At 71.4% G+C, this 20,875-nt stretch carries 23 protein-coding genes; 11 read left to right on the top strand and 12 right to left on the bottom strand.

Annotated features, from left to right (window positions below; genetic code table 11):
* Positions 1 to 43 precede the first annotated feature (43 nt).
* The 4 genes from ACIBTX_RS22030 to nadA form a co-directional block, all read right to left on the bottom strand.
* Entirely contained in the window at positions 44 to 595 is a 552-nt protein-coding gene (locus tag ACIBTX_RS22030) for an XRE family transcriptional regulator (protein WP_357126696.1), read from the bottom strand.
* 156 nt (positions 596 to 751) lie between these two features.
* Positions 752 to 1,345, bottom strand: a complete 594-nt coding sequence (locus tag ACIBTX_RS22025) for a DUF3043 domain-containing protein (RefSeq protein WP_357126698.1) — start codon at positions 1,343 to 1,345, stop codon at positions 752 to 754.
* 114 nt (positions 1,346 to 1,459) lie between these two features.
* Entirely contained in the window at positions 1,460 to 2,815 is a 1,356-nt protein-coding gene (gene murA / locus ACIBTX_RS22020; RefSeq protein ID WP_203177790.1) for a UDP-N-acetylglucosamine 1-carboxyvinyltransferase, read from the bottom strand.
* A 212-nt stretch (positions 2,816 to 3,027) separates the two neighbouring features.
* Positions 3,028 to 4,203, bottom strand: coding sequence for a quinolinate synthase NadA (gene nadA, locus ACIBTX_RS22015; RefSeq protein ID WP_357126702.1), 1,176 nt, complete (start codon positions 4,201 to 4,203; stop codon positions 3,028 to 3,030).
* Positions 4,204 to 4,271: 68 nt separating this feature from the next.
* Between nadA and ACIBTX_RS22010 the strand changes: the two genes are divergently transcribed.
* The 3 genes from ACIBTX_RS22010 (at position 4,272) to ACIBTX_RS22000 (ending at position 7,067) form a co-directional block, all read left to right on the top strand.
* Positions 4,272 to 5,411, top strand: a complete 1,140-nt coding sequence (locus ACIBTX_RS22010; protein ID WP_357126705.1) for a glycerate kinase — start codon at positions 4,272 to 4,274, stop codon at positions 5,409 to 5,411.
* A gap of 158 nt (positions 5,412 to 5,569) precedes the next feature.
* A complete protein-coding gene (gene erpA, locus ACIBTX_RS22005) occupies positions 5,570 to 5,938 on the top strand; it encodes an iron-sulfur cluster insertion protein ErpA (RefSeq protein WP_007463211.1) in 369 nt (122 codons plus the stop codon).
* Positions 5,939 to 6,089: 151 nt separating this feature from the next.
* Entirely contained in the window at positions 6,090 to 7,067 is a 978-nt protein-coding gene (locus tag ACIBTX_RS22000) for a carbohydrate kinase family protein (RefSeq protein ID WP_357170650.1), read from the top strand.
* 114 nt (positions 7,068 to 7,181) lie between these two features.
* On the opposite strand, the gene ACIBTX_RS21995 is transcribed toward ACIBTX_RS22000, so the two are convergent.
* Positions 7,182 to 7,415, bottom strand: coding sequence for a sulfurtransferase TusA family protein (locus ACIBTX_RS21995; protein WP_355049374.1), 234 nt, complete (start codon positions 7,413 to 7,415; stop codon positions 7,182 to 7,184).
* Positions 7,412 to 8,563 (bottom strand): aminotransferase class V-fold PLP-dependent enzyme, encoded by a 1,152-nt coding sequence (locus ACIBTX_RS21990; protein WP_357170652.1) that lies wholly within the window; start codon positions 8,561 to 8,563, stop codon positions 7,412 to 7,414. Before ACIBTX_RS21990 ends, ACIBTX_RS21995 begins: the two co-directional genes overlap by 4 nt.
* Before the next feature lie 230 nt (positions 8,564 to 8,793).
* On the opposite strand from ACIBTX_RS21990, the gene coxB reads away from it, so the two are divergent.
* The 3 genes from coxB (at position 8,794) to ACIBTX_RS21975 (ending at position 10,699) form a co-directional block, all read left to right on the top strand.
* Entirely contained in the window at positions 8,794 to 9,765 is a 972-nt protein-coding gene (gene coxB, locus ACIBTX_RS21985) for a cytochrome c oxidase subunit II (RefSeq protein WP_357126715.1), read from the top strand.
* Between the two features lie 9 nt (positions 9,766 to 9,774).
* Entirely contained in the window at positions 9,775 to 10,200 is a 426-nt protein-coding gene (locus ACIBTX_RS21980; protein ID WP_357126718.1) for a cytochrome c oxidase subunit 4, read from the top strand.
* Between the two features lie 292 nt (positions 10,201 to 10,492).
* Entirely contained in the window at positions 10,493 to 10,699 is a 207-nt protein-coding gene (locus ACIBTX_RS21975) for a hypothetical protein (RefSeq protein WP_357126721.1), read from the top strand.
* Positions 10,700 to 11,088: 389 nt separating this feature from the next.
* Here the strand turns inward: ACIBTX_RS21975 and trpD are convergent, their stop codons facing one another.
* The 3 genes from trpD to ACIBTX_RS21960 all read right to left on the bottom strand — a co-directional run bounded on the left by trpD (position 11,089) and on the right by ACIBTX_RS21960 (position 13,741).
* Complete coding sequence (gene trpD / locus ACIBTX_RS21970; RefSeq protein WP_363661092.1) at positions 11,089 to 12,156, bottom strand: anthranilate phosphoribosyltransferase; 1,068 nt, start codon at positions 12,154 to 12,156, stop codon at positions 11,089 to 11,091.
* Positions 12,157 to 12,246: 90 nt separating this feature from the next.
* Complete coding sequence (locus ACIBTX_RS21965; RefSeq protein WP_355049380.1) at positions 12,247 to 12,642, bottom strand: hypothetical protein; 396 nt, start codon at positions 12,640 to 12,642, stop codon at positions 12,247 to 12,249.
* 109 nt (positions 12,643 to 12,751) lie between these two features.
* The gene (locus tag ACIBTX_RS21960) at positions 12,752 to 13,741 is read right to left on the bottom strand and encodes a cytochrome c oxidase assembly protein (RefSeq protein WP_396832910.1); all 990 of its coding nucleotides are present in this window, start codon (positions 13,739 to 13,741) and stop codon (positions 12,752 to 12,754) included.
* Between the two features lie 108 nt (positions 13,742 to 13,849).
* Here ACIBTX_RS21960 and ACIBTX_RS21955 point away from each other — a divergent pair, with 108 nt between their 5' ends.
* The 5 genes from ACIBTX_RS21955 to ACIBTX_RS21935 all read left to right on the top strand — a co-directional run bounded on the left by ACIBTX_RS21955 (position 13,850) and on the right by ACIBTX_RS21935 (position 19,033).
* Positions 13,850 to 14,449: a heme-copper oxidase subunit III gene (locus tag ACIBTX_RS21955; protein ID WP_357126727.1), complete on the top strand. Its 600-nt coding sequence runs from the start codon at positions 13,850 to 13,852 to the stop codon at positions 14,447 to 14,449.
* A 72-nt stretch (positions 14,450 to 14,521) separates the two neighbouring features.
* Positions 14,522 to 15,361, top strand: coding sequence for a cytochrome c (locus tag ACIBTX_RS21950; protein WP_396832909.1), 840 nt, complete (start codon positions 14,522 to 14,524; stop codon positions 15,359 to 15,361).
* 64 nt (positions 15,362 to 15,425) lie between these two features.
* Positions 15,426 to 16,529: a Rieske 2Fe-2S domain-containing protein gene (locus ACIBTX_RS21945; RefSeq protein WP_355049384.1), complete on the top strand. Its 1,104-nt coding sequence runs from the start codon at positions 15,426 to 15,428 to the stop codon at positions 16,527 to 16,529.
* Complete coding sequence (locus ACIBTX_RS21940; RefSeq protein ID WP_355049385.1) at positions 16,526 to 18,157, top strand: cytochrome b N-terminal domain-containing protein; 1,632 nt, start codon at positions 16,526 to 16,528, stop codon at positions 18,155 to 18,157. Before ACIBTX_RS21945 ends, ACIBTX_RS21940 begins: the two co-directional genes overlap by 4 nt.
* Positions 18,158 to 18,352: 195 nt before the next feature.
* A complete protein-coding gene (locus ACIBTX_RS21935; RefSeq protein WP_357126735.1) occupies positions 18,353 to 19,033 on the top strand; it encodes a DUF4142 domain-containing protein in 681 nt (226 codons plus the stop codon).
* Positions 19,034 to 19,103: 70 nt separating this feature from the next.
* On the opposite strand, the gene ACIBTX_RS21930 is transcribed toward ACIBTX_RS21935, so the two are convergent.
* The 3 genes from ACIBTX_RS21930 to ACIBTX_RS21920 are packed head-to-tail and all read right to left on the bottom strand — an operon-like array spanning position 19,104 to position 20,824.
* On the bottom strand, positions 19,104 to 19,391 hold the full coding sequence (locus ACIBTX_RS21930; protein WP_355049387.1) for an Lrp/AsnC ligand binding domain-containing protein: 288 nt from the start codon (positions 19,389 to 19,391) through the stop codon (positions 19,104 to 19,106).
* Positions 19,392 to 19,427: 36 nt separating this feature from the next.
* Positions 19,428 to 20,282: a sugar phosphate nucleotidyltransferase gene (locus tag ACIBTX_RS21925; protein ID WP_363661090.1), complete on the bottom strand. Its 855-nt coding sequence runs from the start codon at positions 20,280 to 20,282 to the stop codon at positions 19,428 to 19,430.
* Positions 20,279 to 20,824, bottom strand: a complete 546-nt coding sequence (locus ACIBTX_RS21920) for an NUDIX hydrolase (RefSeq protein WP_357126740.1) — start codon at positions 20,822 to 20,824, stop codon at positions 20,279 to 20,281. The genes ACIBTX_RS21925 and ACIBTX_RS21920 overlap by 4 nt, the downstream gene beginning before the upstream one ends.
* Between the last annotated feature and the right edge of the window lie 51 nt (positions 20,825 to 20,875).

Below are 20,875 nucleotides of genomic sequence, written 5' to 3'. Positions count from 1 at the left end.
TGACGATACCCCACCCGCCGCCCCAACGGACCGGAGCGCCGGGTCAGGGATGCTCCATGACGAGGACGGCGAACGTCCCGGGGACCAGCGCCTCGTACCGGTGTGGCAGGTCGCCGGGGAACGTCGCGTAGTCGCCCGGGCCGAGGTCGACCACGTCGCTCTCGGGGCCCACCCGCAGCCGTCCGGCGGCCACCACCACATGCTCCACGCTGTGCGGCGTGTGTCCGTCCGCCTCCCGGACCGCTCCCGGCTCCAGCTCGATCAGGTAGATGTCCCGACGTACCCGCGACGTTCCGGCGCTGAGCAGCGTCCCGGTGAAGTCGGCCCGCTCGGAGCGGACCCGGGGGCCCTCGCCGGCACGAATCACCCGAAGGTTGTCGGCCACCGGCTCCACGAGCCGGCTGAACGGCACGCCCAGCGCCACGCCGATCGCCCACAGCGTCTCCACGCTCGGGTCACCGGTCCCCGACTCCAGCGCCGAGAGCGTGGACTCGGGCGTCCCCGCCCGCGCGGCCAGCTCGGTCAGCGAGACACCGGCCCGCTCGCGTTCGCGGCGCAGGGCGGCGGCGACGCTGGCCGATGGTTCTCCGGGCATGCGTGTTCGCTCCACTGGATCATCGTTCGCGGTCACGAACAACGGGGGCCTGTTCACCGTGCGGGACTACGCGCACGGTACAACGAACGGCAACCGCCCGACGTCCTTTGCCACCAACGCGGCCAGAGCGGGTGTCCCGGCGACGGGTCGCCGGGATCAGACCTTGTCGCCGAGCTTGACCGCGGGCGCCGGAGTGCGCATCCGCCGGAAGGTGATCGACCGCATCACGGCGTAGAGGTAGAGCGAGCCCATCCGCTGGTCGGTCTTCGGGAAACGCTGCCGGACCAACTTGCTGATCTTGCGGCAGATCAGCACCGAGTCGACGACCACGCCGAGGGCCAGGGCGCCCCAGAGCACGTTGGAGATCAACCGGACCACCGGCGGCATCGCGGCGTTCGAGCCGATCAGCACGATCAGCGCGCCGCCGAAGAACCAGGTGCCGACGGTACGACGGGAGTCGACCACGTTGCGCGCCAGCAGCCGCTCCGGGCCCCGGTCGCGCGGGCCACCCTCGCGGCGGAAGTCGGCGGCGGCCTCGGCGCGCAGTTGACGACGCCGTTCCCGCTCCTCCTCCTTGGTGAGGGGGCGGCTCGGGCCGGCCGGACGCCGGCCGACCGTGGGCCGCTTCGGCGTCTCCCGACCCTTGGCCGGGGTGTAGCCCCGGGAACGATCGGCGGTCTCCTCGGGGGTCACCGAGGTGACGGCCTCGTCGACGAGGTCGGTGGACTTGCGGCGAAAGAGCGACGGCACGCGGCAAGGGTAGCCAACGGTCCGTGCCCGGTGCACATCGCGGTGCAACGGGCCGACGGCTCCAGGTCGCAGCGCGACCTGGAGCCGTCGGGATCGAACGATTGGTGCGGGAGGTTACGGGCGCTCGGCGTGCGCGCCCAGGTCGGCGAGCTTCGCCTCGAAGTCCTCGTAGCCCCGGTTGATCAGGTCGACGCCGTACACCCGGGAGGTGCCTTCGGCCGCGAGCGCCGCGATCAGGTGGCTGAACCCGGCCCGCAGGTCCGGGATGACCAGGTCGGCGGCGTGCAGCTTGCTCGGCCCGGCGATCACCGCGGAGTGCTTGAAGTTGCGCCGGCCGAAGCGGCACGGGGTGCCGCCGAGGCAGTCCCGGTAGACCTGGATGTTGGCGCCCATCGAGTTCAGCGCCTCGGTGTAGCCGAGCCGCTGCTCGTAGACCGTCTCGTGCACGATCGACAGGCCACGGGCCTGGGTCAGCGCCACGACCAGCGGCTGCTGCCAGTCGGTCATGAAGCCCGGGTGCACGTCGGTCTCCAGCGCCACGGCGTTCAGCTCGCCGCCCGGGTGCCAGAAGCGGATGCCGCCCTCCTGGCCCGGGTCGCCCAGCTTCGGCGCGCGGGCGTCGGTGACCTCGTACTCGCCACCGACGGACCGGAAGATGTTCAGGAAGGTCATCATGTCGGCCTGCTGGGCACCGAGGACCTCGACGTGACCACGGGTGGCCAACGCGGCGGCGGCCCAGCTCGCGGCCTCGATCCGGTCCGGGATCGGCCGGTGGGTGTACCCGTGCAGCTTCGGCACGCCCTGGATCTCGATCACCCGGTCGGTGTGGACCTTGATGATCGCGCCCATCTTCTGCAGGATGCAGATCAGGTCGATGATCTCCGGCTCGACGGCGGCGTTGCGCAGCTCGGTGACGCCCTCGGCCATGACCGCGGTCAGCAGCACCTGCTCGGTGGCGCCGACGCTCGGGTACGGCAGGGCGAACTTGGTGCCGTGCAGCCCGTTCGGCGCGGACAGGTGCAGCCCCTCGGGCCGCTTGTCGACGGTCGCGCCGAACTCCCGCAGCGCCTGCAGGTGGAAGTCGATCGGACGCGGGCCGATGTGGCAGCCGCCCAGGTCCGGGATGAACGCGTGGCCGAGACGGTGCAGCAGCGGCCCGCAGAACAGGATCGGGATCCGGCTCGAACCGGCGTGCACGTTGATCTGGTCGGTGCTGGCGCTCTCCACGTTCGCGGGGTCGAAGACGAGTTCACCGTCCTCGGCGCCGTCGGTCACCTTGACGCCGTGCAGACCGAGCAGACCCCGGACCACCTCGACGTCGCGGATCTTCGGCACGTCGAACAGCCGGCTCGGGCTGTCGCCCAGCAGTGCGGCGACCATCGCCTTCGAAACCAGGTTCTTCGCGCCGCGCACGCGGATCCGCCCTTCGAGCGGAGTGCCTCCATGCACGACCAGGACGTCGTCGGTCAACGCAACCTCCAGCGCTTCGGTGCTGCTGTGTTGATGGTGGGGAGCGTGAACCTTGTCGCTACCCCGGATGCGGCCATATCGAAACGGCCCGCTCGCGTCGTCGCTCCGGCAGCATAGCCCTCGGTGACGAAAAAGGACTCGGTCAGACCGGCGTGTGTGGCATTAATCGGTGATCCGGCACTTTTGTGTACCAGGGACGTCACGGATCGTGGTCATGCGCCGGGCAGAGCGAGCATCTGGTCCAGCGCCACCCGCGCGTGGTGGGCGGTGTCGGCGTCCACCGTGATCTGGTTGACCACCCGGCCCGCGACCAGCTCCTCCAGCGCCCACACCAGGTGCGGCAGGTCGATCCGGTTCATCGTCGAGCAGTAGCAGACCGCCTTGTCGAGGAACATGATCTGCTTGTCCGGGTGGGCCAGGGCCAGCCGGCGGACCAGGTTCAGCTCGGTGCCCAGCGCCCACGCCGAGCCGGCCGGCGCCGCCTCGATGGTCTTGATGATGTACTCGGTCGAGCCGACGTGATCGGCGGCGGTGACCACCTCGTGCCGGCACTCCGGGTGGACCAGCACGTTGACGCCCGGCACCCGCCCCCGTACGTCGTTGACGCTGTCCAGCGTGAACCGGCCGTGCACCGAGCAGTGCCCCCGCCAGAGGATCATCTTGGCGTCGCGCAGCTGCTCCGGCGTGAGCCCGCCACCGGGCTTGTGCGGGTCGTAGAGCACGCAGTCGTCCAGCGACAGGCCCATCTCCAGCACCGCCGTGTTGCGGCCCAGGTGCTGGTCCGGAAGGAAGAGCACCTTCTGACCCTGCTCGAACGCCCAGTCCAGGGCGCGCTTGGCGTTGGACGAGGTGCAGACCACGCCGCCGTTGCGCCCCACGAAGCCCTTGATGTCCGCCGACGAGTTCATGTACGTCACCGGCACGGTGTCGCCCGCGATGCCCAGCTCGGTCAGCGTGTCCCAGGCGGCCTCGACCTGACCCAGCACGGCCATGTCCGCCATCGAGCAGCCGGCCGCCAGGTCGGGAAGGATCACCCGCTGGGTGCCGGTGGTGAGGATGTCGGCGCTCTCGGCCATGAAGTGCACGCCGCAGAAGACGATGTACTCCGCCTCCGGACGGGCCGCCGCCTCCCGGGCCAGCTTGAACGAGTCACCGGTCACGTCGGCGAACTGGATCACCTCGTCGCGCTGGTAGTGGTGCCCCAGCACGAAGACCTTGCTGCCCAGCTTCGCCTTCGCCGCCGTGGCGCGGGCCACCAGGTCGGGATCGCTGGGCGCCGGCAGGTCGCCCGGACACTCGACGCCGCGCTCGGTGTCGGGGTCGCTGCCCCGGCCGAGCAGCAGCAGAGCCGTCGCCGTGTTGGAGGGTTCCACCCAGGTCGAAGTCACGTAGCCCATGGTCCCACAGCACGAGCGCGCCGCAGCTCCGCTCGGTGTGTGCTGCCACACTGCTCGCCATGCGCGTGCTGCTCTGCCCGGACAAGTTCGCCGGCACCCTGTCCGCACCGGAGGTGGCCGCCGCGGTCGCCGCCGGTTGGCGCACCGTCACCGACACGGATGACCTGCTGATCCGGCCCCTCGCCGACGGCGGGCCGGGCTTCGTCCAGGTGCTCGCCGAAGCGCTCGGCGGCCGGCGGCTGCCGGTGTCGACGGTCGATCCGCTGGGCCGCCCGGCGGCGGGTGAGATCCTGCTCACCGCCGACGGCACGACCGCCTACCTGGAGAGCGCCCAGGCGTGCGGACTGCACCTGCTCGCCGCCGACGAGCGCGACCCGAAGGCCGCCACGTCGTACGGGCTGGGACTGCTGGTGGCCGCCGCCGTGGAGAGCGGGGCCCGGACGGTGGTGATCGGGCTGGGCGGCTCCGCCACCAACGATGCCGGCGCGGGCATGCTCGCCGCGCTGGGCGCGACTCCGCTGGACGGGACCGGCGCGGCGTTGCCGTACGGCGGAGCCGCGCTGGCCGCGGTCGACGCGCTGGACGGCGTACCCCGGTTGCGGGACGCCCTGCTGGTCGCCGCCACCGACGTGGACAACCCGCTGCTCGGCCTGCACGGCGCGAGCAACGTCTTCGGTCCGCAGAAGGGCGCCGACCGGGCCGACGTGCTGCTGCTCGACGCCGCCCTGGAACGCTTCGCGGCGGTGCTGGAACGGGACCTGCCCGGCTGCCCGGCGGGCCTGGGCGCACTGCCCGGCGGTGGGTCGGCCGGCGGCCTGGGCGCAGCCGTCCTCGCGCTCGGCGGCACCGTTGAGTCCGGTATCGGGCTGGTCACCCGCGCCAACCGGCTGGACGCCGCCCTGGACACCGTCGACCTGGTGATCACGGGGGAGGGGTCCTTCGACCACCAGTCGCTGCGCGGCAAGGTCGTCGCCGGGGTGGCCGGGGCCGCCCGGGACCGTGGGGTGCCCTGCGTGGTGGTCGCTGGCCAGGTCAGCACCGGTCGGCGGGAGGCCGCCTCGGCCGGGGTGACCGACGCCTACAGCCTGGTGGAGCACTTCGGCGGCGAGGAGACCGGCGGGCTCGCCGCAGCGCTGAGCCGCCCCGCCGACGGGCTGCGCGAACTGGGCGCCCGGCTGGCCCGGCAGTGGAGCCGCTGAGCGCGCGCCCCCGTCCCACCTGGGCCGGGTGCCCGCCACGCGGGTACGTCCGGCCGGGGCGGCGTACCATCGGAACCGGACCACAACCGGGAATCACTGGACGGCGTACGACGTTGGCCAGTGCGTCCGGACCCAAAACCGCGCAGGGAGACTTCCACGTGACCACGCCAGCGCAGACCGAGTCGACCGAGGCCCAGGCCCCTACTTCCGTCGTCCTCACCGACGTCGCGGCGCAGAAGGTCAAGGCCCTGATCGAGCAGGAGGGCCGCGACGACCTGCGGCTCCGGGTCGCGGTGCAGCCGGGCGGCTGCTCCGGCCTGCGGTACCAGCTCTTCTTCGACGAGCGGTCGCTCGACGGTGACGTCGTCACCGACTTCGGTGGCGTCGAGGTCGTCGTCGACCGGATGAGCGCCCCCTACCTGTCCGGCGCGACGATCGACTTCGCCGACCGGATCGACGCCCAGGGCTTCACCATCGACAACCCCAACGCGGGCAACTCCTGCGCCTGCGGCGACTCGTTCAACTGAGTCACGCACCACACCAGCGATGACGGGGCCGTCCCTTTCGGGGCGGCCCCTTCGTCGTGACGAGCTGGTTGCCGTCGCCCGACGGACCGGACACGCCCCGGTTACCGGGCCGGTAGGCTGACCGCGCCCCGCTCCCGACCCTGAGGTTGACATGAAGATCGCCGTGACCGGCTCGATCGCCACCGATCACCTGATGAGCTTCCCGGGTCGCTTCGCCGACCAGCTCATCGCCGATCAGCTGCACAAGGTTTCGCTCTCCTTCCTGGTGGACGACCTGGTGCTGCGCCGCGGTGGGGTGGCGGCGAACATCTCCTTCGGCATGGGGCAGCTCGGGCTGCGTCCGGTGCTGCTCGGGGCGGTCGGCGCGGACTTCGCCGACTACCGCTCCTGGCTGGAGCGGCACGGCGTGGACTGCGACTCCGTGCACGTCAGTGAGGTGGCGCACACCGCGCGGTTCGTCTGCACCACCGACACCGACATGTGCCAGATCGCCTCGTTCTACGCGGGCGCCATGAGCGAGGCGCGCAACATCGAACTGGCCCCGGTCGCCGACCGGCTCGGCGGGCTGGACCTGGTGCTGGTCAGCGCCAACGACCCGGAGGCGATGCTGCGGCACTCGGCCGAGTGCCGCACCCGCGGGTACGCGTTCGCCGCCGACCCCTCCCAGCAGCTCGCCCGGATGCCCGGCGAGGACGTGGTGGCGCTGATCGAGGGCGCCGAGTACCTCATGACCAACGACTACGAGAAGTCGCTGCTGCAGAGCAAGGCGCAGCTCAGCGACGAGCAGTTGCTGGACCTGGTGAAGGTGCGGGTCACCACGCTGGGCAAGGACGGCGTCGAGATCGCCGGTCGGGGCATCGACCCCATCCACGTACCCATCGCCCGGGAGATCCGGGCCGTCGACCCCACGGGTGTCGGCGACGGCTTCCGGGCCGGTTTCTTCACCGCGCTCTCCTGGGGTCTTGGCCTGGAGCGGGCCGCCCAGGTCGGCTCGCTGCTGGCCACGCTCGTCCTGGAGACGGTCGGGACCCAGGAGTACGACGTACGCCGCGACCTGTTCGTCAAGCGCCTCGCCGAGTCCTACGGCGACGTGGCGGCAGAAGAGATCCGCCCCCACCTCCTCCCGTAACCCTCACCCTCACCCTGACCCCGCGCCGATCTTGCACTTTGTGTCGCCGTTTCGCGGCTTGTGTCCGCTCTTGTCGGCACCGAAAGTGCAAGATCGCGGGGGAGGGGGTGGGGGTTAGTGGGTGCGGCGGATGTCGTAGGCGGGGCCTTCGGGGCCTGTTAGGGCGCCTAGGTACTCCTGGCCGCGCATGCGGCACCAGGCGGGGAGGTCGACCGCCGCCGCCGGGTCGTCGGCCAGCACCCGGACGACCGTGCCGACCGGCACCTGCGGCATCCGCCGGGCCGCCGCGATCACCGGCAGCGGGCAGCGCTGACCCCGGCAGTCGATCACCTCGTCCGGCATCGTCACAGCCCGACCACCCCGGCGTCGGCCCGCAGGCCGGCGACGATCCCGGGCAGCTCGGTGAGGAACCGCTCGACGTCCTCGTCGCTGGTGTCCAGGTGCAGACTGACCCGCACGTTGCCGTGCGAGAGCACCCCCATCGCCTCCAGCACGTGCGACGGCCGCAGCGTGGACGACGTGCAGGACGAACCGGACGACACCGCGAACCCCCGTCGGTCCAGCGCGTGCAGCAACGTCTCGCCGTCCACGTACAGGCAGGAGAACGTCACCAGGTGCGGCAGGCGCAGCACCGGGTCGCCGACCACCTCCACGTCGGGCACCTCCGCCGCGACCCGCGCCCGGATCCGATCCACCAGCGGGGACAGCCGGGCCGCCTCGGCGGCCGCGTCGGCCGCCGCCGCGCGCAGGCTCGCCGCCGCCGCCACCACCGCGGGCAGGTTCACCACCCCGGGGGTACGGCCACCCTCCCGCTCGTCGGCCGGCCATGGCGACTCCCAGCGGGTGCCCTTGCGCACCGCCAGCAACCCCACCCCGGGTGGCCCGCCCCACTTGTGGGCGCTGGCGCTGAGCACCGACCAGCCGGCCGGCAGCGGCACCCGTCCGACCGACTGCGCCGCGTCGACGTACAGCGGAACCCCGGCGTCCGCGCAGACGGCCGCCGCCTCGGCGACCGGCTGCACGGTGCCCACCTCGTGGCTGGCGCTGATCAGCGCCGCCAGCGCGACCCCGGGAGCGCCGACGGCGTCCGACCAGCCGGTCAGGTCCAGCCGGCCCATCCGGTCGACAGGTACGGCGGTGGCGGCGCCGCCGGCCGAGACGTGCCGCTCGGCGGCGTGCAGGACGGCGGAGTGCTCGATCGCCGAGTGCACCAGCGTCGCCCCGACCCGACGCCGTCCCGCGAGCGCGCCGAGCACCGCGCCGTGGGCTGCGGTCGTACCGCTGGGGGTGAAGGACAGCTCGTCGGCGCGGACGCCGAGCGTCTGCGCGGCGGCCTCGCGGGCGGCGTCGAGCAGTTGGCGCGCGCGGCGTGCCTGGCCGTAGAGCTTCCCCGGGTCGGCCCAGCCGTCCTCCAGGGCAGCCAGCAGCGCCTGCCGGGCGACCGGATGCAGCGGCGCGGCCGTCGCTGCGTCCAGGTACACCGAAGAGGCGCTCACGGCGCCGCCTTCTGCTCGCGACTGCGGGGCTCGCAACCCCGGCTCACTCCTCGCACTCACGGGTCCCCACGCTATCGCGACGTTATGCCCAGGATCCCCCCGATGGGGGCGGACAGTGACCCCACCACGGCCGAGTCCGTCATGGTCGAGTAATCTGCGACCGTCGGTGACGCCTTTGCCGCCGGTGCTGACGAACGACGCACCGCGGCGCGCTAGGGAGGCAGGACCAGGTGGTCGCAAGGAGTTCGGAGGTACGGCCGTCGGCCGTACGGCACGGTGCTGCCCCACGGGTCGGTGGACGCCGGGGACGTGGTGCCGGTCGGCTGGCCGGGCTCGGTCTCGGGGGCGTGGCGCTGCTGGTTCTGCTCACGGGCTGTGACGTCGGCAAGACGTTCGACGGCTTCGGTTGGCCCCAGGGCGGCATCACGCCCGAGTCGCACCGGATGTACGACCTGTGGATCGCCTCCTGCGTCGCCGCGCTCGCGGTCGGCGTCTTCGTGTGGGGCCTGATCTTCTGGTGTGTCGTGCGGTACCGCAAGCGTGGCAACGCGCTGCCGGTGCAGACCCGCTACAACCTGCCGATGGAGTTCCTCTACACCATCGCGCCGATCCTGATCGTCTCCGTGCTCTTCTACTACACGGCGATCGTGCAGACCGACGTCGACAAGCTGTCGAAGAACCCGGACGTCACGGTCGAGGTCGTCGCGTTCAAGTGGAACTGGCAGTTCAACTACCGCGACGGTCAGGGCACGGAGGCCAAGACCACCGCGTCGACGCTCGGCACCAGCGAGGTCATCCCGGTGCTCGTGCTGCCGACCAACCGGTCCATCCGGTTCGAGGAGACGAGCCGCGACGTCATCCACTCCTTCTGGGTGCCGGAGCTGCTGTTCAAGCGGGACGTCATGCCGGGCAAGATCCGTAACGTCTTCGAGGTCTCCAGCCTGGACGCGGAGGGCGCGTACGTCGGCCGCTGCGCCGAGCTGTGCGGCAGCTACCACGCGTTCATGAACTTCGAGCTGCGGGTCGTGTCGCCGGAGAAGTACGACCAGTTCCTCGCGGCCAAGCAGGGTGGCAAGTCCACCCAGGAGGCGCTGGCCCAGATCGGCGAGGAGCCGTACGCGCAGACCACGAAGCCGTTCGACACCCGACGGACGCAGAGCAACTTCAACCCGGACGACGCTCCGGCCGGCACGGGAAGCTGAGGCAGCCGCATGAAGACCGAGTGGCGTATCTTCCTGATCATCGCCGGGTTCCTCTTCGGCGCGACCATCCTCTACGGCGCCTGGACGCACGGTGAGTCCGGCAACATCGAGTGGGTGGGCACCGTCGCCCTGGCGCTGTCGTTCCTGCTCTGCTCGATGTGCGGTGGCTTCTTCTGGTTCGTCTCCCGCCGTATCGACCTGCGCCCCGAGGACCGGGCCGACGCCGAGATCGCCGACGGCGCCGGTGAGGTCGGCTTCTTCAGCCCGGGCAGCTACTGGCCGTTCGGTCTGGCGCTGGCCGCTGCGATCGCCGCGCTGGGCTTGGTGTTCTGGCAGTTCTGGCTGATCGGTCTCGGCCTGGTGGCGGTCGTCTTCGCCGCCTGCGGCCTGCTGTTCGAGTACTACAGCGGCACCCGGCGCACCGCCGAGCACTGATCGACGAGATCGCGTACCGCCACGGAGGCCCGCACCCCGACCGGGGGAGCGGGCCTTCGTCGTGAGGCGCGCTTGATCGACCCGGGTTCCCGGAATTCGGGGTGTCCGGGTGGCCCGAACACCCCGCCTTCAGTGATGTCGGGGTGGATCACCCGAGGCGGCGCGGTCCGGGGGCGGGCGCGGAGATTTGTCGGACCCGCGTGGGAAACTACAGGCGAGTAGTTCTTCGCTTCCGTTGTGCGTCGTTGTCACGTTCCGGGGGCGGGTCGCCTGGAGTGAGAGGAGACGCCCGATGTCGCACCGCGATCTCTACTGCGACGTCTGTGCGGGCGTGACGCCGTTCGAGGCGCCGCCCTGCGTCGACGGCCACGGCAGCGACTGTCCCGAGCTGGTCTGCGCCGGTTGCGGCGCGGCCGTGGTGATCACCACGTTCGTCGCGCCCGTCACTCGGCTGGCCGAGCGCCGACGCCGCCAGCCGTCGCGCCGCCACGCCGCCTGACGCACGGCACCGCCGCCTGACGCACGGCACCTGACGCCGCGCCGCCTGACGCACGGCACCGCCGCCGCGCCGCCTGACGCACGGCACCCGCCGCCGCGCCGCCTGACGCACGCCGCCCTCGGCCGCCCGGACATCGCGGCGACCGACGCGACGCCGTGCCCAGATCGCCGATGCGGCGGTGTCTCGCTGTGCTGTCGCCGCAGGTCGCCGATGTGGCGGTGTCTCGCCGTGCTGTCGCCGCCAGATCGCCGATGGGGCGGTATACCGCCGCGCCGACACCCCCGCGTCGCCGAGGTGGGAGCATTCCGTCGTACTGTCGCCCCCCACCTCCCCTACCTGGTCAGACGCGGCCGCGCGTGCCGGCCGATCCGGTGGGACGGGCGCGCGGATCAGGCGGTGGTCGCGGCCTCGGCCGTGGTGGTCGCGGTCTCGATCCAGCGCTCCAGGACGCCCGCCGCCGCGCCCGAGTCGATCGACTCGGCGGCGCGGTCCAGGCCGGCGCGCAGCGCCTCGGTCAGGTCGCCGTCGAGCGGCCCCTGCGTCGCGAGCGCCGCCGCCGCGTTGACCAGGACCGCGTCGCGCACCGGGCCGGTCTCACCGGCCAGCAGGCGACGGGCCACACCGGCGTTGTACGCGGCGTCACCGCCGCGCAGGTCACTCAGGGTGGCCCGGGGTACGCCCAGGTCGCTCGCGTCCAGCACGGCCTCTCGTACGGTGCCGTTCTGCGCCGCCCAGATCCGGGTCGGCGCGGCGGTGGTGAACTCGTCCAAGCCGTCCTCGCCGCGCATCACCAGCACCGAGTCGCCACGGGCGGCGAACACGCCGGCCATCACCGGGGCCATCCGCGCGTCGAAGCAGCCGACCGCGCCGGCGCGGGGTCGGGCCGGGTTGGTCAGCGGGCCGAGGAAGTTGAACACGGTGGGGACGCCCAGCTCCCGGCGGACCGGCCCGGTGTGCCGCATGCCCGGGTGGAAGCGGGCGGCGAAGCAGAACCCGATGCCCGCCTCGGTGACGCACCGCACGATGGCGTCGGGGTCGAGGTCGAGCGGGACGCCGAGGAACTCCAACAGGTCGGCGGTGCCGCAGGAGGAGGACGCGGCGCGGTTGCCGTGCTTGACCACCCGGACACCCGCGCCCGCGACGACAAGCGCGGCCATGGTGGAGATGTTGACCGTGTGGGCGAGGTCACCGCCCGTGCCCACGACGTCCAGCGCGGTGGAACGCAGCTCGTCGGGCAGGTCGACGGGGACGGCCCGGCTCAACATCGTCTCCACCAGGCCGGCCAGCTCGGCCGAGGTCTCACCCTTGGCCCGCAGCGCCACCGCGAAGCCGGCCACCTGGGCGGCACCCGCCGAGCCGGCCATGATCTCGCCCATGGCCCAGGCGGTGTCGCCGGTGGACAGCTCCTCGCCGCGCAGCAGCGAGTTGAGCAGGTGCGGCCAGGTCCGATCGCCCATGGCGGGCCTCCCGAGCGTACGAAGTGCGGGTGGGCTGGAACCGGCGCAGGCTCGGCCGGCGCCGTGTCGGTGCCGGGTGGCGCGGGGACGTCAGGCGGGTGCGTGCGTCCGCAGCAACTCGGCCACCGTGCTGCCGGTGGTCACCGGGTCGAGCGGGTGCACCAGCGTCGCGTCGACCTCGGCGTACGCGGCGAGCCATCGGTCCGCGGCGCGGGCGATCACGAGGCAGGTGGGAGGCGCGTCGTCCCGGTCGTCCTTGATCTGCCGGGCGATGCCGATGCCGCCGCCGGGGCTGGCCTCGCCGTCGAGCAGCAGCAGGTCGATCTCGTAGTCGTCGACCAGCCGGATGGTCTCGGCGTAGGTCGACGCGTCGACGAACTCGATCCGCAGGCCGGGCGCGGGCCGGGTGCCCACGGCGAGCCGCATCCGGTCACGGACCTGCGGGTCGTCGCTGTAGAGCAGGACGGTGCACAGACGCTCACTCATGCCGACACTCCGCTTCCAACCTCGTAGCTGCCCGCCGATCGTACCGGCCGACGTGACGTACCTGACACGCCGCCCGCTTCCCGCGCGTCGGGCGTGCCGTCTGCGCAGCTCAGGCCGTCGGGGCTTCGGCCGCGCGCTCGCGCGCCTCCTGGCGGTCCAGCTCGCGGTCGACGCGGCGGGCCTCCCGCTCGGACTGCTTGACCCACTGCACGACCAGCACCGCGAGCATGGTGACGCTGACGAACTCGCCGCCGGCCCAGAGGATGCCGCCGGCGACCACCTGGTCGGCCTTCGGGTCGGACCAGCTCAGGTTGAGCGAGGGGTACCAGTCGCCGCCGAAGAGCGTGGTGCTCTGCATGATGGTGAGCCCGAGCACGGTGTGGAACGGCACGGAGAGCAGCATCAGCAGCGCCCGCGCCGGATACGGCCAGCGGCCGGGCAGCGGGTCGAGGCCGAGCAGCGGCCAGAAGAACACGCAGCCGGTCATGATGAAGTGCGCGTGCACCAGCTCGTGCGCCCAGGCGTGCTCCAGCGTGAAGCGGTACAGGTCGCTGAAGTACAGCGCGAACGGGTTGACCACGAAGATGGCGAACGCCACCAGCGGGAAGCTGTAGACCCGGGCGATCCGGCTGTGCACGATCGCCAGGAGGCGTTTGCGCGGCCCGACCGGCAGGGTCCGCAGGGCCAGCGTCATCGGCGCGCCCAGTGCCAGGAAGATCGGCGACACCATGGAGAGCACCATGTGCTGGACCATGTGCACCGACAGCAGCGCGGTGTCGTAGGCGTGCAGCCCACTGACCGTGACGAGCGCGATGCCGCCGAGGCCGGGGCCGAGGAAGAAGACGGTACGGGCGACCGGCCAGCGGTCGCCCCGGATGCGCAGCCGGTGCACCCCGTACAGGTAGAGGCCGGCGGCGAGCACCAGGCCGAGGGCCAGCCAGCTGTCCAACCGGGTCTCGGTCAGCACCGCGCCGATGGTGAACGGTGGCGGGGTCGCCTCGGCCCCGGCGGCCAGCGTCGACGGGCCCGCCGAGGTGGCCGCGAGCACATCGGCCGGGAGGGCCGAGGTGGCGGCGAGGATGGGATCGACGTGCAGCACGCTTTTCAGGCTAGGCCAGGCGAACCGGACCCTGACGCCCGGGCCACGGAAGGCGCAGGTTTGCCACCCCGCTGATCGCCGGCCCCGGTCAGGGGCAATAATGACGGCGTGACTGCGGCCCCAGCCATTGACAAGAGCCGGATCCACTCTCTGACGCGACCCAACATGGTCAGCGTGGGGACGATCGTGTGGCTCTCCAGCGAACTCATGTTCTTCGCGGCGCTCTTCGCGATGTACTTCTCGATCCGCGCGGCTGCGCCGGAGCAGTGGGAGAAGCACACCGAGTCGCTGAACATCCCGTACGCGACCACCTTCACGGTGATCCTGGTGCTGTCCTCGGTGACCTGCCAGCTCGGCGTCTTCGCGGCGGAGAAGGGTGACGTGCACGCGCTGCGCCGCTGGTTCACCGTCACCTTCGTGATGGGCCTGATCTTCGTGCTCGGCCAGGTGAACGAGTACCGCCACCTGGTGGAGGACGGCGTCAGGATCAACGCCGACGGCTACGGCTCGATGTTCTACCTGACGACCGGTTTCCACGGCCTGCACGTGACCGGCGGTCTCATCGCCTTCATCATCTTCATGGTCCGCACGACCATGGGCCGGTTCACCCCGGCGCAGGCGACCTCGGCGATCGTCGTGTCGTACTACTGGCACTTCGTCGACGTCGTGTGGATCGGCCTGTACGCCATGATCTACTGGCTTCAGTGATCTTGGCGCGTCACGAACCGCGCCGCTGCTCCGTCCCCTGAGACAAGGTCCAACCGGTTAAGGACACAGCTCATGACTTCTGACAACGACCGCCGACGCGGCCTGCTCGCGCGGTTGCGCGGGCGGCCCGCCGCGCGCAGCAGGGGCCGCCGCCGGCTGGGCGCCGCGGTCCGGCTGATCGCGGCGCTGATGCTCGCCGGCGGCGCCTACACCGTCTTCGCGCCCGGTGCGCAGGCGCAGGACAATCCGCCGCTCACCGGCGCCGCAGCCGAGGGCAAGGCGCTGTTCGACGTGAGCTGTGTGACCTGCCACGGGCGCAACGCCCAGGGCGTCGAGGGCCGCGGGCCGAGCCTGATCGGCGTCGGCGCGGCCTCGGTCGAGTTCCAGGTCAGCTCGGGCCGGATGCCGCTGGCCCGCCAGGAGGCCCAGGCGCACCGCAAGCCCCCGGTCTTCACCGACGAGCAGACCCGGCAGCTCGCCCAGTACATCCAGGAACTCGGCGGCGGTCCGGTCGTCCCGGGCACCGAAGACGACCTGCACAAGAGCGGCAACGTCGCGGCCGGTGGCGAGCTGTTCCGGATCAACTGCTCGCAGTGCCACGCCTTCGGCGGTGGCGGCGGTGCGCTCTCCTCGGGCAAGTTCGCCCCGAGCCTGCACCCCGCGACCGACCGGCAGATCTACGCGGCGATGCTGAGCGGTCCGCAGAACATGCCGGTGTTCGGCGACAACCAGATCACTCCGGAGCAGAAGGCCGACATCATCGCCTACATCCAGGAGACGCTGAAGACCGACCAGGACCCGGGCGGGTTCAACCTCGGTCGGTACGGGCCGTCCACCGAGGGCCTGGCGATCTTCCTGGTTGGCATCGTGGCGCTCGTGTTCGCTAGCCTGTGGATTGCGGGTAAGTCGTGACCGAGCGGATCTTCAGTTCCACCGCCGTGGTGCCGCTCGGCGCCACCCGTAGCGAGGTGACGGCATGAGCACGCACACCGAGCACCAGGCCTCGCAGGGCCCGGAGCCGCTCGACGTGAACGACCCCAGGCTGAGCCGGTTCGACATCGTCCGCGAGGGCGCGCGTCGGGACGACATCGAGATCGTCCACTACGAGCCGCAGGTGCTGCCGGGCACCAAGGCGGAGCGTCGGCTCACCCGCGTGGTGGCCGGGTTCTTCCTGATCACCGGTCTGGCGGCGACCGCCTTCCTGGCCATCTACATCTGGTGGCCGTGGCAGTACGAGCCGGGGCGCGGCGGCGACAAGTTCTACACGCCGCTGCTGGGCGCCACCCTCGGCGTGGCCCTGCTCGCCGTCGGCTTCGGCATCCTGACCTGGGGCAAGAAGTTGCTGCCCAAGGAGGTCTCGATCCAGGACCGGCACGAGGGCCAGGTCGACTCCGAGGGTCGCACCATCACCGGCCAGACCATGCTCTACCTGGCCGACGAGATGGGCATCAAGCGTCGTCCGTTGCTCGGCATCTCGCTGCTGGCCGGTCTCGCGCCGGTCGCCGCGGTCGCGGCGGCGCCGCTGGTCGGCGGCCTGATCTCCCAGCCGCACAAGAACAACCAGATGTTCACCACCGGGTTCGCCCCGACGGAGAACGGGCAGAAGATCCGCCTGGTCCGCGAGGACGGCCGCCCGGTGCGCCCGGCGGACATCAGCGCCGGTGGTCAGCTGACCGTCTTCCCCGGCATCGAGCACGGCGTGAGCAACCGGCACGCCGACTCGCCGACGTTGCTGATCCACCTGCGCGACGCGGACGCCCAGAAGTCCCGCGAGGCCAACTCGCGCCCCGGCGAGACGCAGAAGCACCACAAGGACTACATGTGGGGCAACTACGCGGCGTTCTCCAAGATCTGCACGCACGCCGGCTGCCCCGCCAGCCTCTACGAGCAGCAGACCAACCGGCTGCTCTGCCCGTGCCACCAGTCCCAGTTCCTGATCACCGACAACGCCCGGCCCGTCTTCGGCCCGGCCAGCCGGTCGCTGCCGCAGCTGCCGATCGAGTTGGACTCCGAGGGCTTCTTCGTGGCGAAGTCCGACTACACCGAGACCGTCGGGCCTGATTTCTGGGAGCGGCCATGAAGCGTCGAAAGTTTGACCTGGCGGCCACGCCGGGCAAGGCCGCGGCGGGGGTGGACGACCGCTTCGCGGTGGCCACGCCGCTGCGCAAGCTGCTGAACAAGGTCTTCCCGGACCACTGGTCGTTCCTGCTGGGCGAGATCGCGCTGTTCTCGTTCATCGTGCTGTTGCTGACCGGTGTGTTCCTGACCTTCTTCTACGAGCCGGCGATGACCGAGGTGGTCTACGACGGCAGCTACGCGCCGTTGCAGGGCACCCCGATGTCCGCCGCGTACGCCTCCAGCCTGGACCTGTCGTTCGACGTCCGGGGTGGTCTGGTGATGCGGCAGATGCACCACTGGGCGGCGCTGCTGTTCATGGCCGCGATCGTCGTGCACATGCTGCGGGTGTTCTTCACCGGCGCCTTCCGCAAGCCGCGCGAGACCAACTGGATCATCGGCTCGCTGCTGTTCTGGGTCGGCTTCCTGGCCGGCTTCACCGGCTACTCGCTGCCGGACGACGGCCTGTCCGGCACCGGTCTGCGGATCGCCTCCGCGATCATGCTGTCCATCCCGGTGGTGGGCTCGTGGGTGACGTCATCGGTCTTCGGTGGCGAGTTCCCCGGCACGATCATCATCAGCCGGTTCTTCATCGCCCACGTCCTGTTGATCCCGGGCCTGCTGCTCGCGCTGATCAGCGCCCACCTGGGTCTGGTCTTCAAGCAGAAGCACACCCAGTGGCCCGGCCCCGGCCGGACCAACAACAACGTGGTCGGCGAGCGGATGTTCCCCCGCTACGCGCTGAAGCAGGGCGGCTTCTTCATGGTCGTCTTCGGCGTCATCGCGCTGCTGGGCGGTCTGTTCCAGATCAACCCGATCTGGCTGTTCGGGCCGTACGAGGCGTGGGTGGTCTCGGCCGCCAGCCAGCCCGACTGGTACGTCATGTTCCTCGACGGCTCGACGCGACTCATGCCGGCATGGCAGATCAACATCCCGATCGGCGACGGGTACGTCATCCCGCCGCTGTTCTGGCCCACTGTCGTGCTGCCCGGCATCCTGGTCGGCCTGTCGACGATGTACCCGTTCCTGGAGGCCCGGCACCTCAAGGACCGCAAGAGCCACAACCTGCTCCAGCGGCCCCGTGACGTTCCGGCCCGTACGGCCGTGGGCGCCATGGCCGTCGCCTTCTACATCGTGCTGACGCTTTCGGGCGCCAACGACGTGATCGCCGACAAGTTCCAGATCAGCCTGAACGCGATGACCTGGGCGGGCCGGGTCGGTCTGCTCGTGGTTCCGCCGCTGGCGTACTACGTCACCTACCGGCTCTGCCTGGGTCTGCAGCAGCACGACCGGGAGGTGCTCGCGCACGGCGTCGAGACCGGCATCATCCGGCGTCTGCCGGACGGTCGGTTCATCGAGGTCCACCAGCCGCTCAGCGCGTCGAACGGGCACGCGGACGGCCACGGTGAGCTGGAGTACGTCGGCTGGGTGGTACCGAAGAAGATGAACCGGCTCGGGGCCCTCGGCCCGGCGGTCCGGGGCTTCTTCTACCCGATCGAGAAGCCGGTCGAGGCGCCGGTCTCGCCGGGTCACCCGCCGGTCGAGCCCCGGGGAGATCGTGCGGAGATCGGCAGCGGCGAGAGCCGCCGCTGACCTCCCGACAGCACCGTCACGTGACGCCCGCCGGACTTCCGGCGGGCGTCACGCCGTTTCCGGTGTCCGGTCGCCCAACCGAGCAGGAGTCGGACGGGCACGGCGGGACCGGTCGACCCCGCGCGCCGGGCGATCGCAGGAATAACCCCCGTGAGCCGGGTATCCGTGCGATCCAACGTCTCTAGGGGGGGAAGCATGTTGGGTCTCAAACGCCTCGGCCTGTTGGCCGCGCTGGTGCTGGTGGGTGTCGCGCCGGCAGCAGCCGCCCAGGCGGCGGCACAGCCGTCGACGCAGGACACCCAGTACCTGCAGGCGGTGCACCAGGTGAACCTTTTCGAGATCACCGCCGGTGACCTGGCTCAGCAGAAGGGCCAGAACCAGGGGGTCAAGGACCTGGGCGCGATGTTCAAGACCGACCACACCCAGCTGGACCAGACGGTGCAGCAGACCGCGTCGCAGCTCAACGTCCAGCTGCCGAACGAGCCCACGACCGATCAGCAGGCGGTCATCGACAAGCTGAACAACGTCAGTGGGACGGAGTTCGACCGGCTCTGGGTGACCAGTGAGCTGGCCGGTCACGTCCAGGCCATCCAGGCCACCCAGACGGAGATCTCACAGGGCTCCGAGCAGTCGGTGGTCCAGTTGGCCCAGACCGCCCTGCCGACGCTGCAGGCGCACTACGACGAGCTGGTCCAGCTGGCCAACCAGTTGGGCATCCCGGTCCCGCAGACCAGCGCCAGCGGCACGCCCAGCCCGGGCACCTCGTCGCCGGCTCCGGGTGGCGTCACCGAGTCGCCGGCTCCGAGTGGTGGGATCACCGAGTCGCCGGAACCGGGCCTCGGCACCACCGAGCGGCCCGCTCCCAGCGAGAGCTGATCTCGCGGTAGCGCGACGGCCGGTCCACCCCACGCGGGGTGGACCGGCCGCGGCGCATGCGGGCTGCGGGTCAGTCGGCGTCCGCGAGGCCGATCGCGAACGTCTCCTCAAGGTCGAGCTTCGAGTACGCCCGGAACGCGATGTGCGACTCCGTGTTCAGCACACCCGGCACCTTGGAGATGCTGCCCGCGATGACCTGCGCGATCTGGTCGAACTCGCGGACCCGGACGATGGCGATGAGGTCGACGTGCCCCGCCACCGAGTAGACCTCGCTGACGCCGGGGACGTTGGCCAGGGCATCGGCCACCTCGGGGATCGCGTCGGTGGCGCAGTCGATCAGCACGATCGCGGTGATCACGGGGCACTTCTCCGTTCGTCGGCGTCGTCGCCCATGCTAGACCTGCACCGTCCCGCCGTCGCCGAAGCGGATCACGTTCCGCAGACGCTCGTCCGCTCGCACGGTCGCGCCCGGCCAGATCACGCTGCGTCGCACGTCGCCGTCGACCCGGGCGTGGGCGCCGACCACCGATTCGACGCAGTTCCCGGGCACCGTGGCGGACTCGTCGACGAGCACGCCGCCGGCCGCCGCGTGCAGGTTGGCCGCCAGGTAGTCGGCCGGCGTCCCGGTGTCGTAGAAGGTGCCCGCGTACGGCACCACGTCGAGCGCCCCGGCCGCCTCCGCCGGCCGCCACACCGCGCGCACCAGGTCGGACATGACCACCGGCAGGTCGCGGACCAGTCGCCACGGCAGCAGCGAGAAACCGGTGAAGCAGTGCCCGGCGAAGGTACCCGGCGCGTGCGGGTCGGCGGCGGGCTGCCCGAGCAGGCGTACGGAGTCCCGGTCCCAACCGTCGAGCAGCGCGGCCACGTCGGGGCCCGGCGCGGTGGCCGGCTCGGCCAGGTACGCGTCGGCGTTGCCGACCAGGACTCCTCGGCCGTCGATCCAGTCCCGCAGGTTCGCCACCCCGCCCGCCGTGCCGAGCGGGTCGCCGGGCTCCACCGACAGGTGGGCGCGGTCGCCGACGTGCGCGACCACCTGGTCGGCGAGGTAGCAGGCGTTCACCGCGACCCGGGCCGGACTCCTCAGGCCCAGACCGGCCAACCGATCCAGGGCCCGGTCCAGGAGCGGCACGTTACCGACCGGGCAGAGCGCCTTGGGCACCCGTTCGGTGAGCGGACGCAGCCGGGTGCCCTCGCCCGCGGCGAGCACGACCGCGCAGACGTCCCTCGGCCAGCTCGCCCTGGTCATGGCGCGGTGTCGGGCACCGGCGGCGGGAACTGCCCGGCCAGCGGCCCGATGTCGTAGTAGGCGAGCAACCGCGCGGTCGGCCAGGTGAGCTTGGGCAGGTCGTCCAACCGATGCCAGGCGGCCTCGAAGACCTCCCCGCCGTCCACCACCAGTTCGGTGCTGGACGCCGGCACCTCCGCCTCGAAGACCATGTCCACCCAGCCCTTGGCGTGCACGATCGCGTTCGGCACGGCGGGGCGCAGCCGGGACGGCGGCAGCCGGACGCCGGACTCCTCGAACAGTTCGCGGGCCGCGCCCACGACCGGGGGCTCACCCCGGTTCAGCAGGCCGGCGGGGAGCGACCAGCCCTTGTTGCCGGGAGGCTGGCGCAGCATCAGCAACCGACCCGCGCCGCTCGCCTCGGTGTCGCGGACCAACGTGACCGCGCCGACGATGTACTTCGGTACGGCGAGTCGGACCAGACGCCGGCGCACCGGCAGCGGCAGCCGGTAGAAGGCCTGGTAGAAGACGGCCCGACCGGTGGCGCGGGAACGGGGGATCATGACCCCAGGCTAGTGGTCACGAATGTCCCTCGGACGCGCTGGGGCACGCCC

It is taken from the genome of Micromonospora sp. NPDC049359, assembly GCF_044466585.1.
In the GTDB taxonomy this organism is placed as follows: domain Bacteria; phylum Actinomycetota; class Actinomycetes; order Mycobacteriales; family Micromonosporaceae; genus Micromonospora.
This window is presented reverse-complemented; position numbering and strand designations above follow the sequence as displayed.

What these genes read in the sequence shown, in the direction of transcription:
- ACIBTX_RS21980 (WP_357126718.1), top strand. Translation starts at nt 9,775, where the DNA reads ATGAAGACCGAGTGGCGTATCTTCCTGATCATCGCCGGGTTCCTCTTC.
- ACIBTX_RS21935 (WP_357126735.1), top strand. Translation starts at nt 18,353, where the DNA reads ATGTTGGGTCTCAAACGCCTCGGCCTGTTGGCCGCGCTGGTGCTGGTG.
- ACIBTX_RS22000 (WP_357170650.1), top strand. Translation starts at nt 6,090, where the DNA reads ATGAAGATCGCCGTGACCGGCTCGATCGCCACCGATCACCTGATGAGC.
- ACIBTX_RS21965 (WP_355049380.1), bottom strand. Translation starts at nt 12,642, where the DNA reads ATGAGTGAGCGTCTGTGCACCGTCCTGCTCTACAGCGACGACCCGCAG.
- ACIBTX_RS22030 (WP_357126696.1), bottom strand. Translation starts at nt 595, where the DNA reads ATGCCCGGAGAACCATCGGCCAGCGTCGCCGCCGCCCTGCGCCGCGAA.
- ACIBTX_RS21950 (WP_396832909.1), top strand. Translation starts at nt 14,522, where the DNA reads ATGACTTCTGACAACGACCGCCGACGCGGCCTGCTCGCGCGGTTGCGC.
- ACIBTX_RS21940 (WP_355049385.1), top strand. Translation starts at nt 16,526, where the DNA reads ATGAAGCGTCGAAAGTTTGACCTGGCGGCCACGCCGGGCAAGGCCGCG.
- ACIBTX_RS21945 (WP_355049384.1), top strand. Translation starts at nt 15,426, where the DNA reads ATGAGCACGCACACCGAGCACCAGGCCTCGCAGGGCCCGGAGCCGCTC.
- ACIBTX_RS21925 (WP_363661090.1), bottom strand. Translation starts at nt 20,282, where the DNA reads ATGACCAGGGCGAGCTGGCCGAGGGACGTCTGCGCGGTCGTGCTCGCC.
- ACIBTX_RS21975 (WP_357126721.1), top strand. Translation starts at nt 10,493, where the DNA reads ATGTCGCACCGCGATCTCTACTGCGACGTCTGTGCGGGCGTGACGCCG.
- trpD (WP_363661092.1), bottom strand. Translation starts at nt 12,156, where the DNA reads ATGGGCGATCGGACCTGGCCGCACCTGCTCAACTCGCTGCTGCGCGGC.
- ACIBTX_RS22010 (WP_357126705.1), top strand. Translation starts at nt 4,272, where the DNA reads ATGCGCGTGCTGCTCTGCCCGGACAAGTTCGCCGGCACCCTGTCCGCA.
- ACIBTX_RS21920 (WP_357126740.1), bottom strand. Translation starts at nt 20,824, where the DNA reads ATGATCCCCCGTTCCCGCGCCACCGGTCGGGCCGTCTTCTACCAGGCC.